We start from the raw sequence: 12,854 nt of genomic DNA, 5'->3' as shown, positions 1-12,854 counted from the left end.
CATGCGTCTGACGACCATGACCGATTACGCGCTGCGCCTGTTGATGTACGTGGGCCAGCATCCGGAGCGCCTGTGCACGATTGCCGAAGTCGCGCACGCGCATCAGGTGTCGGTGGCGCACCTGATGAAGGTGACCCACCAGCTCGGGCTGGCCGGCTGGATCGAAACCGTCCGCGGCAAGGGCGGCGGCATGCGGCTCGCGCACGCGCCCGAGGCGATCGGTCTCGGCGCGGTGGTGCGCAGCGTGGAACCCGATTTCAGACTGGTTGAATGCCTCGATGGCGGTGGTCACTGCCTGCTGCAGGGTGGTTGCCGCCTGGCCGGAATATTCGATGACGCCCTGCAGGATTTCCTGGCCCGACTGGACCGCCACACGCTGGCCGACATCCTGCCGCCGGGCGTACCCGGGGTTGCCCTGCTGACCTTGCAGAAGGTGTCGTGATGCCCACCGAAGACATGTTGCGGGCCGCGCTGCACACCGTTGCGGACCCGGAACTCGTCGAAAGCATCGTCGAACTGGGACTCGTCAAGTCGATTGCCGTCGGTGAGGCGCGCGTCGACGTGGAGTTGATTCCGACCAGCGCGACCTGCCCGATGGGCGAGCTGATCATCGAAGATGCGACGTCGTCGCTGCGCGCCGTCTGCCCCCCGGGCTGGATCGTCCAGGTCGAATTCGACTGGGATTGCGAGTGGCACCCCGGCCGCATGAGCCCGGCCCTGCGGGAGCGATTCGGATGGTGAGCGCGACGATGCCAGCGATCTGGCGCTCCGGCATCGCGGTCTGTGCGCTGTTGGCGCTGTCCGGCATGCTCGCCGGCATCGCCGCCGGTCTGGCGCGCTTCGGCCTGTCGATCCCGTCGGCACCTGTTGCGCTGCACGGGGCGGTGATGATCTGCGCCGTCTTCGGCACCGTCATTTCGCTCGAGCGCGCGGTCGCGCTGCAGCGTCTGCCCGGCCTGCTGTCGCCGCTGGCGGCGGGACTCGGCGGGCTCGCCGCGTGGGCGATCGGTTCGGTGGTCGCGGCGCAGGTGCTCTGGGCCTTCGCCGCCGCGGTGCTGGTGCTGCTTTACATCCATGCCGGACGCAGCCGCGCGTGGTCGCTGCATCTCGGGGTCGAAATGGCCGGCGCGCTGTGCTGGCTGATCGGCGTGCTCGTCTGGGCGGCCGGTGACCTGTCGGCGGCCGTCATGAGCTGGATCGCCTTTCTCGTGCTGACCATCGCCGGCGAACGCCGCGAACTGATGCAGATGATCCGCCTGCCGCGCATCGCCCGCGTGCTGTTCGTGCTGGCGGTGGTCATGGTGCTGCTGTCGGTCGTCCTGTCACCGGTGCGGGCGGGCCTCGCATCGCTGCTGCTCTGGCTGGCCTGCGCGCTGCTCGCGCTGTGGCTGCTGCGTTGGGACTTGGCGCCGCGCAAGTGGACGGCACCCGGCTGGCCCGGCCATGTCGCGCAGTGCCTGACGGTCGGCTATGTGTGGCTGCTGGTCGGGGCGCTGCTCGGGCTGTACGGCGTGCTGTCACCGGGCCCGCTGCCCGCGGCCGGGTTGCACGCCGTGCTGCTCGGCTTCGTTCTGGCCATGGTGTTCGGCCACGCGCCCATCATGCTGCCGGCACTGCTGCGCCTGCGACCGGTGTATTCGGCCTGGGCGCGGGTGCCGCTGTGGCTGCTGGCAGCCAGCCTGTTGCTGCGCCTGGGTGCCAGCCCGTCCGGCGACTTGTCTGCGCTGGCACTGGCCGGCGTCGGACATGCGCTGGCCATCGTGCTGTTCGGCGCCGTGATGGTCGCAGCGGTCCGGCGCAAACTGTCATGATGCAGTCCGGGCGTGTCCCCTTCGATCCCCTTGTTGTTCCCGTGCTCACTCCACCTTGCGGAGACCTCTCTTGACAGCGACTTTCGACGGCCTGATCGCGGCCATGCGCGAAGAAACCGAACCGCAGCGACTGCTGATGGTATTCACCGTGGCCGAACTGCCCGACGACGCATCGGCCGAGGAGCGCGCGCGATTCGAAGCCGGGCAAGGCGGCGCGCTGGTGCCCTATGTCTGTGTGGACAAGACAATCGACGAGTTGCCGAGCTTCGCGGCCCTGCTCGAAGAGACGGCCGCCTTCGATACGCAGTGGGCCATCGTGTTCGTGGCTGCGCTGGCCGGGCACGACGGCCGGGCGCCCGCCAGTGCGGATGCGGACGCACCGCTGGAAAGCATGATCACCGCGATCCGTACCGGCCGCCTCGACAAGCTGATCGCCTTCGACCGCACGGGTGAAGCCGTCGATGTCGGCTGAGCGACATGCCGACACGCCGGTCGCATGAATCTGATCGACCTGTATCCGCTGGCGCGACAGGTCCACATCGGACTGGTCATTGCGAGTGGATCGCTGTTTGCGCTGCGCGGCATCGGCGTGCTGTCGGGCGCGCGCTGGAGCATGCAGCGCAGCGTGCGCATCGCGAGCCAGATCATCGACGCCGGCCTGCTGATCGCCGCGCTGTCGCTGCTCGCCATGCAGCAGCTGAATCCGTTCGCCGTGCCCTGGCTGGCGACCAAGCTCGTATTGCTGGTGGTCTATATCGTGCTGGGCAGCCTTGCGCTGAAACGCGCGCGCAGCGCGCGGGCGCGCCTCGTGTGCTTCATCGCCGCACTGCTGACCTTCGCCTTCATGCTGGGTGTGGCGCGCGCGCACCATCCGCTCGGGCTGTTGCACGGGCTGGCGTGAGGCCGGATCTGCCCGGGCGTTGAACATGGATGCGCATACCGATCTGCCGGACTGGCGGCGCACCGAACGGCAGCGACTGATCGCCGCGCGCGAGGGCGTGCCGGCCGGGCAGCGTGCCGCGCGCAACGGGGTGATCACTGCCTTGCTGGACCACGGCTTTCCGGCGCTGCGCCGGCTGATCGTCGGTTTCTGCTGGCCCTACCGCGGCGAATTCGATGCGCGCTTCCTGATCCATACCTTGCGCAGCGCCGGTGCACGCGCCGCGCTGCCCGATGTGGCAGCGCGCGCCACGCCGCTGGTGTTCCGCGAATGGTGGCCCGGCGTGGCCATGACGAAGCGGGTGTTCGACCTTCCGGTGCCGGACGGCACGGCGGTCGTGCAGCCGCAGGCGCTGCTGATTCCGCTGGTCGGGTTCGATGAACGCGGCTTCAGGCTTGGCTATGGCGGCGGCTATTTCGACCGTACGCTGGCCGCGCAGGCAATCCAGCCACTCCGGATCGGCATCGGTTTCGAACTGTCGCGCATGCCCACCATCCATCCGCAGCCGCACGATGTGGCCATGGATTTCATCGTCACCGAAGCCGGTATCCACAGCGTCGGCACCGGTGGACTCGAACGCATCGATACCGCTGAATGTGCGCACCGTGCGCAGGCCCTCTTCGAAGAACGTTTCTCTGCTGAATAGCGATTGGCTGTCATGAACACTTTCGAATCTGTGGCCTTGTCCGACCGTCTGCGCGGACTGGCCCTGCAACTGGAACGCGGGTTGGTCGAGCGCCGTGTGGTCGTTCGCCGCTGCCTGCTGACCGCGCTGGCGGGCGAGCACACCTTGCTGATCGGTCCGCCTGGCACGGCCAAGAGCGAACTGGCGCGCCGGCTGCGTGCGGCGTTTCGCGATGCGCGCTATTTCGAACGCCTGCTGACCCGCTTCACCGTGCCGGAAGAACTGTTCGGCCCGCTGTCGATCCGCGCGCTGGAACAGGATCGCTACGAGCGGCACACCGCCGGCTTTCTGCCCGATGCGTCGATCGCCTTCATCGACGAGGTGTTCAAGGCGAACAGCGCGATCCTGAATGCCTTGCTGACGCTGCTCAACGAACGCGAATTCGACAATGGCGCCGGCCGTCAGCGCTGCCCGCTGGTCAGCGTCATCGGCGCGACCAATGACGTGCCGGAAGACGAGGTGGGCGAGGCTTTTTTCGACCGTTTCCTGACCCGCCTGCCGGTTGCGCCGGTCAGTACCGACGGCTTCGCCGCGCTGCTCGACACCGGTTGCACCGATCCGTGGTCGCTGGCGGATGACGCGCTGGCGCTGGCCGACGCAGACCTTGCCGCGCTGGCGGCCGCGGCGCGCCAAGTGGCGCTGCCGGCCGGCGTCGTGGCGGTGCTGTCTGCGCTGCGCACGCATCTTGCAGCGGAGGGCGGTTACGTGTCCGACCGGCGCTGGGTGAAGACGCTGTGGTTGCTGCGCGTGGCCGCTGCAAGTGAAGGCCGCAGCACGCTGCGCGTGTGGGACCTGCTGCTGCTGCCCGCCTGCGTCGCCCCGGATGCGCCGCGCCAGGCCGCTGTGGCCGACTGGCTGACCCGGCACCTCGGGGTAGGCGAATCCTGCGCGCCGGCGCGCCTCGCGCGCGTGGTGCAGGCGTTCGAAGCACAGCTGGAAGCCGAACAGAAAGCGAATGATCTCGACTACGACGACGCCGGCCGGCTGCGCTTTTCGGCGTCGGACTTGTCGGCGGGCATGGCCGACGAGTGTGTCACCGATGTTGCCACCGACCTGGCGGAGAAGATCGGCGACGCCAAGGGCGGGGCCGGTGCATTGCGCATGCGCTACAGCCGGCAGCGTCGCTACGGCCCAGCGCACATCGGTGCGCGGACTGCACAGATCGATGATCTGCTCGCCCGCATCGCCGGCTACCAGGCCGAACTGCAGGCCGAACGCGCCAGCCTGGCGGACTGCCGGCGCAACACGCTGTGGCTGGACGATGCGGAACTGGGGCAGGTCGAGCGTCACCTCGCGGCGACCGCGTCCGCCATCGTTGATCTCGCTGCGCGCGCCCGCGATGCACGGCGCGGCTTCGAAAATCTGCCGCGCCTGCCGGCTGAGGCCGCGAGCGCGGCCGACGATGCGGTACCGGAGCCAGTGCTGCACGAGCCGCTGGCGTGAGTGCTGATCCGCAGCGCCTGTTCGCGGCGCGCGAGGCGCGTCTGGCGGCGCTCGACGCGCTGCCGCGCACGCTGTGGCTGTCCGGCCTGACGCATGCGCAGGGCACGCTCGAGCCACGACTGGCCGCGCTGGTCGCGCTGCGCGACGCACTGTTCGATGGCCGTGTACCGCCGGCCGATGCGTGGGGCTGGCCGTCACCCGACATCGTCGCCGCACTGTGCGACACGTTCTGCACGCTGGATCTTGCGGCGTACTGCAGCGCGCGCCGGGAGCTGACCGACACCGTCGTGCTGAGCCTGCTGTTCCATCTCGATTTCATCGACGACTATCGCGACCGTGGCGCCACGGCGGCGCGCGCCATCCGGATGGCCGTCGAGGCTTTCGAATCCGACTGGCAGGACCGGCGCGGTCAGATGGACGAACTGATCGATGTCTTCGGCAAGTTGCCGGACGATGGCAAGAACGCGCGCTGGGACCTCATTCCCGGTCTGCTGCGCAGCGAGGGCTGGCGCGAGGTGGTGCGCATCCGCCGCTTGCTGGAACGGCTGCCTGAACTGGCGCGCTGCATCCGTCGGCTCGGTCGGGCCCGCCCGGCGGACGAGACCGACGCCGCGCAGCGTGACCCGGTGACGGTGCTCGAGGACGCCGTCGCGCGACGCACCGAATCACGCAGCGTGCGGGTGCCCGACATGCCGGGCGAAACACGCGGCATTCATCGCGCCGATCGCATCGCCCGCATGCTGCCCGCCGAAGCCGTGCTGCTCGGTCATCCGGTGCTGCGCCTCGTGTGGCACGCGCGTCGCGCCGAGCGCACGCTGCTCTGTTACGAAGACGACGACCGGCTGCAGGAGGTGCGCCAGCTCGATGCGCCTGTACTGCAGCCGCGCCCTGACCTGCAAGCCGATCGCCGGCTCGAAATGGGCCCGCTGCTGGTGTGCGTCGACACCTCCGGTTCGATGCAGGGCGGCGCCGGTCAGGTTGCCAAGGCGGTGGTGCTCGAAGCCGTGCGTACCGCGCACGATCAAGGTCGCGCCTGCCACGTGTTTGCCTTCGGCGGTCCGGACGAGGTGGTGGAACTGGACGTGGCCGTCGATGCGTCGGGCATCGAGCGGCTGATCCAGTTTCTCGGCCAGGGCTTTCGCGGTGGTACCGACATCTGCGGCCCGCTGGAGCGCGCCATTGCATGGCTGGAGCAGCAGGCCTGGCAGCGCGCCGACCTGCTGATCGCGTCCGACGGCGAATTCGGCGCCACGCCGGAACTGGTCGCCCGGCTCGATGCAGCCAAGGCGGCGCTCGGCCTGCGTGCGCAGGGCGTGCTGATCGGCGATCGTGAAACCATCGGCTTTCTCGAACTGGCCGACGACATCCATCCGGTGCGCGACTGGCGCCGCTATGGCGACGATGCTCACGGCAATGGCGACTCGCCGTTGCACACCCACCGCCTGACCGCACTGTATTTCCCGGGCGCCCTGCGCACGCCGGAAAACCGCGACGCCACGGTCAGCGGCGAAGCGGCATCGTCCGCGGTGCGCGCCGGGCTGCGCCGCGATCAGGTGCAGCCCGGATCCTTCCTGAAACCCGACCCGGCCGACACACCATGAGCTTCGCCACCGACTACCTCGCGCAGATCGAAACCATCGCCGCACGCCTGCGACTGCCGCGCGTGCGCGCGTTGCACCTGCCGCCGGCGCGTCCCGACGAACCGTGTCGCGACGGCGCAAGCGGCCACGCCCGCGGCGAGTTCTGCGCGCTCGAACTGGACGACGGCAGCATCGGCCTGTCGTATGTACTGCTCGACGATACGCTGGAGCGCCTGCGCAACGGCCCCGGCCTCACCGACCTGAAAGGCGCCGACGCACTCGCGCTGGCGCGTCGCTACGTGAGCGGGCAGGGCGTGGACCGCACCCTGGGCTTCGTCTGCGCCAACGCCATCACCCGCTGCCTGTACGACCGCGCCGGCTACCGGCCGGACGGCTGCAGCGATTCCATCGGTCGGATGGACCCGCAGCCTGATGACGCCATCGGCATGATCGGTCTGTTCGGCCCGCTGGTGGAACGCATCGTCGCCGCCGGCGCCCGGCTCACCGTGATCGAACTGGACGAGCGCGCCGTTGGCGAGCGCGACGGCTGGCGGGTCACCACCGACGCCACAGCACTGGAATCCTGCGGCAAGGTGTTGTCCACCAGTACGCTGCTGCTCAACGACACCCTCGACCGCATGCTCGCTCACTGTCGCAACGCGACATGGTTCGCCATGGTCGGCCCCAGCGCCGGCTGCCTGCCCGACGCCCTGTTCGCGCGCGGTGTCACCCTGCTTGGCGGCAGCTGGGTCGAAGATCGCGCAGCCTTCATCGACGGGCTCACGTCGGGTGACAAGGACAACCGGAAGGGGCGCAAGGCGACAAGCAAGTTTGCGCTCACGGCAGAGGGATATCCCGGCTTCGACAGGCTGCTCGACCACGCAGTCGGCTGAATGATCAGCCGTCGGTTTCAGCGTGCGCTGCCAGCACCCTGCGACAGGCCCGGCAGACTGAGCCGGCCTTCTTCGCTGAAACGCACGGTGCCGAAGGTGCCGCCGGCGAGTTTGCCGCGCAGCGCGAAGGGCAGGTTTTCAAGTGTGCTGCCTTCAGTCATGCCGAGCGCCTGGCGCAGCGCCGACAGGGCCGATACGGTGACCGGCACGCTGATGACCGTTTCGCCGAAACGCGGCACGCTGCCTTTGGCGTCACTGACGCCGGTTGCGAATGAGCGGTTGTTCACATCGAGTTCGAGTGCGAGGCCGTCGTAGTCGATTACGCTGTCGTTTGGATTCTGCACCCGCAGCTTGACGGCAAAGCGCAATTCGAACCCTTCGCCCTGCAGCGGCTCGACGCCGACCAGATTGACCCGGACCGGATCGCGTGCGGCCAGACCGGCGCAGCCGGTCAGCGTGCACAGCAGCGCGACGCCGAACATGACGATGAACAGGCGCAGCGCGGGGCCGGGAGCAAGGCGGGGCAGCATGAATGGGAAAATGAAGGCGGGCACGCGGGTCACCTCTGCGTTGATCGATGGGCGTGGGGCGTGAACGGATCAGGGCCTGTCGACATTCAATCACGGTCCGCACGATTGAACGTCAACAGGCCCTGGGCGACCATGCGGTCGCGCCGTTCACGCCACCGTTGCAAGCGGGTCGGCAACCCGCCTGCGACGTTCAGGTGCGCGGTTCGGCGACGAAGATTTCGACCCGGCGGTTCTGCGCGCGACCTTGTTCGCTGCCGTTGTCGGCCACCGGTTCACGCGCACCGCGACCATCGATGACGATGCGGTTCGGCGCAACACCACGGTCGGTGAGGTACTGGCGGGTACTGCCCGCGCGGTTGACCGACAGCGGATTATTCACCGCGTCGCTGCCGGTGCTGTCGGTGTGGCCGATGATGCGGATTTCGGTATTCGGATTGGCATTCAGCGTCTGCGCGAATCGTTCGAGCACCGGGCGAAAGTTCGACTTGATGTCGGCACGACCGACGTCGAATGAAATATCGCTCGGGATTTCGAGCTTCAGCTGGTTGTCGGCGGTCTGCACGACGGCGACGCCGGTGCCGGCCGTGGCCTGTTCCATCGTCCGCTTCTGTTCTTCCATCCGGTTCGACCAGATGTAGGTGCCGATGCCGCCGACCGCTGCGCCGAGCAAAGCGCCGGTGCGCGTCGCGCCGCCGCTCCCGCCGAGTGAGCTGCCCAGTGCTGCGCCGGCGGCTGCGCCGACACCGGTGCCGATGGCCGTACGCTGCTGCGTTTCCGACAGGTTTGCGCAACCGGTGGCCACAAGGGCACCGATCGAAATGAGTGCAAGGGTTTTCTTCATGATGTTGTTTCCGGGTGAACCGCCGTGTTCTCAAGGTCGCCGGGGTGACAACCATTCAGACACTTGCCTGATGCGTTCAGGATCGACCTCGGCTGCATGTCTCCAGCCGCGTGCGACAAGTCAGTGTGGCAGACGCGACGCCCCGCGACGGTGCGCCAGCACACGCAGTAACAAATGAGGCACCGTGCGTCCTTGCGGATGAAGGGCTCACCTGCGCGGCAGATGCCGCACCGCGGGCCTGCGTCGTGACCGGGGTTCGGTGTCCGGCCGGCGGACGTCGCGCTGTCTGGCGGGTCGCCGTTCGTCTGCTGCGGCCCCTTCTCCTGCCGGCTCCCGCTGCGACGATGGAGCACGCGCGGCCTCATTGATCCGCATCATGTATCCGGGCGAACCGACGGATCATCATGGGTCGGACATCATCGGCCGGACAGCTCATGAACCATGGGCCGGACACCCGGGGGAGCGCGTACGTGGATTTCAAGGATTATTACCAGACACTGGGCGTCGCGCGCGACGCCAGCGCGGACGACATCAAGAAGGCCTTCCGCAAGCTGGCGCGCAAGTACCACCCGGACGTGAGCAAGGAACCGGGCGCGGAAGCGCGCATGAAAGAGATCAACGAAGCCAACGCGGTGCTGTCCGACCCCGAAAAGCGTGCGCTCTACGACCAGATGGGCAGCGGGCATCAGCCGGGCCAGCCCTTCCAGCCATCGCCGGGCTGGGACAGCAACTTTGAATTTTCGGGTGCCGACGCGGCGGACAGCAGCGATTTCTTCGCCAGCCTGTTCGGGCGCGCCGGGGGGGCGCGCCGGGCGGGGGCTTACCGCATGCGCGGCGAGGATCACCACGCGAAGGTCGACATCGACTTGCAGGACGCCTATCAGGGCGCGAGCAGAACGATCAGCCTGCGCCGACCGCGTGTGAATGAACACGGTCAGGTCGTGCTCGATGACCACACGCTTGAAGTGCGCATCCCGAAGGGCGTGAAGGAAGGCCAGCACATCCGCCTGAGCGGGCAGGGTGCGTCCGGCGAAGGCGGCGCGCCGGCAGGCGATCTTTACCTCGAGATCCGCTTCACACCGGATGCCCGCTATCGCATCGATGGCCGGGACGTGCATGAAACCGTACCGGTCACGCCGTGGGAAGCCGCACTGGGCGGGCCGATCGAAGCGCCCACTCCGTCGGGACCGGTGACGCTGACGGTGCCGGCGGGGTCGCAGACGGGCCGCAAGCTGCGTCTGAAGTCGCGCGGCATTCCGGGTGATCCGCCCGGCGATCTGTATGTCGTGCTCGAAGTGGTGCTTCCGCCGGCCGACAATGACATCGCTCGCCGCCTCTACGAAACCATGGCACGCGACCTGCACTTTGATCCGCGCCGCACTGCAGGAGCCTGAGCAATGACACACGACGACATCCTGACCGGCGAACTGCTTGACGACGCACGGCTCACCCTCGACGAACTGGCGCAGGCCTGCGCAGCCGAACCCGGCTGGATCATCGAGCGGGTCGAAGCCGGGTACCTGTGCTGCATGGACGCCGGGCACCCCCAGGCGTGGCGCTTTGCCAGCGCGGAACTGGTCCGTGCGCGACAGCTGCGCTCGATGGAACGCGACTTCGATGCCAACCCGGAGCTGGCCGCGCTGGTGGTGGATCTGATCGAAGAGGTGAGAGGGCTGCGGCGGCAACTTTCGCGTGCGCGGCATTGAGGGCGATGCGATGGCGATGAAACTGCTGTTCGGCGCGACGCGCTATCTGTTCTTCACCGGCAAGGGCGGCGTGGGCAAGACTTCGCTGTCCACCGCAACCGCGATCGCACTGGCCGATGCCGGCCGGCGCGTGCTGCTGGTGAGCACCGATGCGGCGTCCAATCTCGATGAAATGCTCGGCGTGCCGCTGAGCAACCAGGCCACGCCGGTGCCCGGCGTATCCGGTCTGTCGGTGCTCAACATCGATCCGGACGCGGCGGCCGAGTCGTATCGGCAGCGGGTGCAGGACAGGATGTCGCCGGACACGACCGATTCCGAACGCGCCGCCGTGCGCGAACAGTTGTCGGGTGCGTGCACGACGGAAATCGCCGCGTTCGACGAGTTTTCCGGCCTGCTCGCCGGTGCCGCCGATGGCTTCGATCATGTCGTGTTCGACACCGCGCCCACCGGCCACACGCTACGTCTGCTGAGCCTGCCGAAGGCGTGGAGCGGCTTCCTGCACGGCAACGACCGCGGTGCGTCGTGCCTCGGGCCGCACTCCGGGCTGAAGATGCAGGAAGCGCGCTTCAACACCGCCCTGAGTACGCTGAGCGATGCCGGCCAGACCACGGTGGTGCTGGTGACGCGCCCCGACCACGGCGCCATCGGCGAGGCGGCGCGCACTTCGGACGAATTGCGCACGCTCGGGCTGGGCAACCAGCGACTGGTGATCAACGGCCTGTTCAGGGCGACCGATCCGGGTGATCCGGTGGCGGCCGCCATCGAAGCGCTGGGGCGCAAGGCGCTGCGCGACATGCCGGACAGCCTGCGCGCGCTGGCGCAGGACATTGTGCCACTGCGGGCATTCGACACCGTCGGTCTGCCGGCACTGCGCGCGCTGATGTCCGACGCGCCGGTGCTTCCGGCGCAGCCGCCGCGGCCCGCGGCCGATGCGCCACCGCCCGCCGACTGTCTGGCAAAGCTGGTCGATGAACTGGCCGCCGGCGATCGCGGCCTGATCATGGTGATGGGCAAGGGCGGCGTCGGCAAGACCACGATTGCCGCGGCGCTGGCGCTGGGCCTGGTGCAACGTGGCAAGTCGGTGCATCTGAGCACGACCGATCCAGCCGCCCACCTCAGCGCAACGCTGGGCACCGAAGTGCCGGGGCTGAAGGTGGATCGCATCGATCCGGTGGCGGAGACGCGGCGCTATGTCGACAAGATCATGGCCGCGCGCTCGCCCGGGCTGGATGAACAGGAACAGGCGCTGCTGCTTGAAGACCTGCGTTCGCCGTGCACCGAGGAAGTGGCCGTGTTTCACGCGTTTTCACGCATCGTCGGCGAGGCGCGCAGCGCCTTCGTGGTGCTGGACACCGCGCCGACCGGGCACTCGCTGCTGCTGATGGATGCCACCGGCGCCTACCACCGGCAGACCCTGCGCGAATACGAAGGCCGCACCGGCGCGCACCTTGTGACGCCGCTGATGCGCCTGCAGGACGCGTCCTACACCCGCATCATTCTGGTCACGCTGCCCGAGGTGACGCCGGTATCGCAGGCCGCCGCGCTGCAGGACGACCTGCGCCGCGCGCAGATCGAACCGCATGCGTGGGTGGTCAACAAGTCGATTGTCGCCGCGGGCACCCGGGATCCGCTGCTGTCCGCGCGCCTCGACGGAGAACGCGCACAGATGGCGCGTATCGGCGCCGGTCTGGCGCGTCGCACGTACGTGGTGCCGTGGGTGATCAAGGCGCCGGTCGGGGTGGCTGCGCTGTCGGCACTGCTCGGCGCCCCGACCCAGCCTACTGAGGCGTGAGTTCGATCTTCGGAAGGTCGAAGCCCTTTGCAGCCAGTCGCTCCAGCAGCGCTTGGTAGCGTGCCGGATCGACGCGCGGCGTTTTCGACAGCACCCAAAGGTAGTCGCGGCCGGGCTCGCTGACCGCGGCGAGCTGATAGTCGACGTCGATGTCGATGACCCAGTAGTCGCCCCACAGGAAGGGAACGAAGGACAGCCAGGCCGGTGCGAAGCTCACCTTGAGCCGGGCCGAGTTGGTGCCGCCCTGTTGTAGCGCGGTGCCCTTCGCCTCGTCGAAGTCGTCGTTGGCCAGCCGGCAGCGGTTCAGCACCTTGAGGCTGCCGTCGCTGTCGAGCGCATAGTCGGCCGTCACCTGGCCGACGCACTTGCGCTGGAACCAGTTGGGATACCGTGCGATTTCGTGCCAGGTGCCGAGGTAACGCTGTACGTCCAGCGCGTCGATGGCGGTCAGCGGGGCGGTGGATGCTGCGCGGTTCTGTGAGTCCGGACGGGTGGACGGGCGATCCTGCGCGCCGGCTCCGCCGCATGCCAGGCAGGCGGACACGGCGAGCATGGACAGAAGACGAGCATTCATGAGGTGGCTTCCGGCTGTGCGCGCGGCGGCCGCCATCGTCCGGCGAGGCGGCCGCGTCG

At 68.3% G+C, this 12,854-nt stretch carries 15 protein-coding genes; 12 read left to right on the top strand and 3 right to left on the bottom strand.

The genetic code is table 11. The annotated features are described in order from the left end of the window. Position 1 precedes the first annotated feature (1 nt). From ACTIFF_RS04435 to ACTIFF_RS04395, 9 genes are all read left to right on the top strand, one after another. Positions 2-442, top strand: coding sequence for an RrF2 family transcriptional regulator (locus tag ACTIFF_RS04435; RefSeq protein ID WP_439535740.1), 441 nt, complete (start codon positions 2-4; stop codon positions 440-442). Continuing rightward, a complete protein-coding gene (locus tag ACTIFF_RS04430; RefSeq protein ID WP_439535739.1) occupies positions 442-741 on the top strand; it encodes a metal-sulfur cluster assembly factor in 300 nt (99 codons plus the stop codon). The genes ACTIFF_RS04435 and ACTIFF_RS04430 overlap by 1 nt, the downstream gene beginning before the upstream one ends. An 8-nt stretch (positions 742-749) precedes the next feature. Continuing rightward, positions 750-1,811 (top strand): hypothetical protein, encoded by a 1,062-nt coding sequence (locus ACTIFF_RS04425; RefSeq protein ID WP_439535738.1) that lies wholly within the window; start codon positions 750-752, stop codon positions 1,809-1,811. A 70-nt stretch (positions 1,812-1,881) separates the two neighbouring features. Next, complete coding sequence (locus ACTIFF_RS04420) at positions 1,882-2,283, top strand: ribonucleotide reductase subunit alpha (RefSeq protein WP_439535737.1); 402 nt, start codon at positions 1,882-1,884, stop codon at positions 2,281-2,283. A gap of 24 nt (positions 2,284-2,307) precedes the next feature. After that, complete coding sequence (locus ACTIFF_RS04415; protein ID WP_439535736.1) at positions 2,308-2,712, top strand: SirB2 family protein; 405 nt, start codon at positions 2,308-2,310, stop codon at positions 2,710-2,712. Between the two features lie 25 nt (positions 2,713-2,737). Further along, on the top strand, positions 2,738-3,397 hold the full coding sequence (locus tag ACTIFF_RS04410; protein WP_439535735.1) for a 5-formyltetrahydrofolate cyclo-ligase: 660 nt from the start codon (positions 2,738-2,740) through the stop codon (positions 3,395-3,397). A 12-nt stretch (positions 3,398-3,409) separates the two neighbouring features. Continuing rightward, entirely contained in the window at positions 3,410-4,879 is a 1,470-nt protein-coding gene (locus tag ACTIFF_RS04405) for an AAA family ATPase (RefSeq protein ID WP_439535734.1), read from the top strand. Next, positions 4,876-6,480 (top strand): VWA domain-containing protein, encoded by a 1,605-nt coding sequence (locus ACTIFF_RS04400; RefSeq protein WP_439535733.1) that lies wholly within the window; start codon positions 4,876-4,878, stop codon positions 6,478-6,480. The genes ACTIFF_RS04405 and ACTIFF_RS04400 overlap by 4 nt, the downstream gene beginning before the upstream one ends. Then, positions 6,477-7,352 carry a Rossmann-like domain-containing protein gene (locus ACTIFF_RS04395; protein ID WP_439535732.1) on the top strand — a complete coding sequence of 292 codons (876 nt, stop codon included), beginning with the start codon at positions 6,477-6,479 and terminating at the stop codon, positions 7,350-7,352. Before ACTIFF_RS04400 ends, ACTIFF_RS04395 begins: the two co-directional genes overlap by 4 nt. A 17-nt stretch (positions 7,353-7,369) precedes the next feature. On the opposite strand, the gene ACTIFF_RS04390 is transcribed toward ACTIFF_RS04395, so the two are convergent. Both ACTIFF_RS04390 and ACTIFF_RS04385 read right to left on the bottom strand, forming a co-directional pair. After that, a complete protein-coding gene (locus tag ACTIFF_RS04390; protein WP_439535731.1) occupies positions 7,370-7,882 on the bottom strand; it encodes an LEA type 2 family protein in 513 nt (170 codons plus the stop codon). Between the two features lie 190 nt (positions 7,883-8,072). Next, positions 8,073-8,723: an OmpA family protein gene (locus ACTIFF_RS04385; protein WP_439535730.1), complete on the bottom strand. Its 651-nt coding sequence runs from the start codon at positions 8,721-8,723 to the stop codon at positions 8,073-8,075. Positions 8,724-9,193: 470 nt separating this feature from the next. On the opposite strand from ACTIFF_RS04385, the gene ACTIFF_RS04380 reads away from it, so the two are divergent. The 3 genes from ACTIFF_RS04380 to arsA are packed head-to-tail and all read left to right on the top strand — an operon-like array spanning position 9,194 to position 12,221. Further along, positions 9,194-10,117, top strand: coding sequence for a DnaJ C-terminal domain-containing protein (locus ACTIFF_RS04380; RefSeq protein ID WP_439535729.1), 924 nt, complete (start codon positions 9,194-9,196; stop codon positions 10,115-10,117). Positions 10,118-10,120: 3 nt separating this feature from the next. After that, positions 10,121-10,429, top strand: coding sequence for a chaperone modulator CbpM (locus tag ACTIFF_RS04375; protein WP_439535728.1), 309 nt, complete (start codon positions 10,121-10,123; stop codon positions 10,427-10,429). A gap of 10 nt (positions 10,430-10,439) precedes the next feature. Then, positions 10,440-12,221, top strand: coding sequence for an arsenical pump-driving ATPase (gene arsA / locus ACTIFF_RS04370; RefSeq protein ID WP_439535727.1), 1,782 nt, complete (start codon positions 10,440-10,442; stop codon positions 12,219-12,221). Here the strand turns inward: arsA and ACTIFF_RS04365 are convergent. Beyond that, entirely contained in the window at positions 12,208-12,795 is a 588-nt protein-coding gene (locus ACTIFF_RS04365) for a lipocalin family protein (RefSeq protein ID WP_439535726.1), read from the bottom strand. The genes arsA and ACTIFF_RS04365 overlap by 14 nt on opposite strands. Positions 12,796-12,854: the final 59 nt, after the last annotated feature.

The sequence above is a fragment of the Methyloversatilis sp. genome (assembly GCF_051861465.1).
Lineage (GTDB): Bacteria > Pseudomonadota > Gammaproteobacteria > Burkholderiales > Rhodocyclaceae > Methyloversatilis.
The sequence above is the reverse complement of the archived record's forward strand: the minus strand, read 5'-3'. Positions and strand labels throughout refer to the sequence as shown.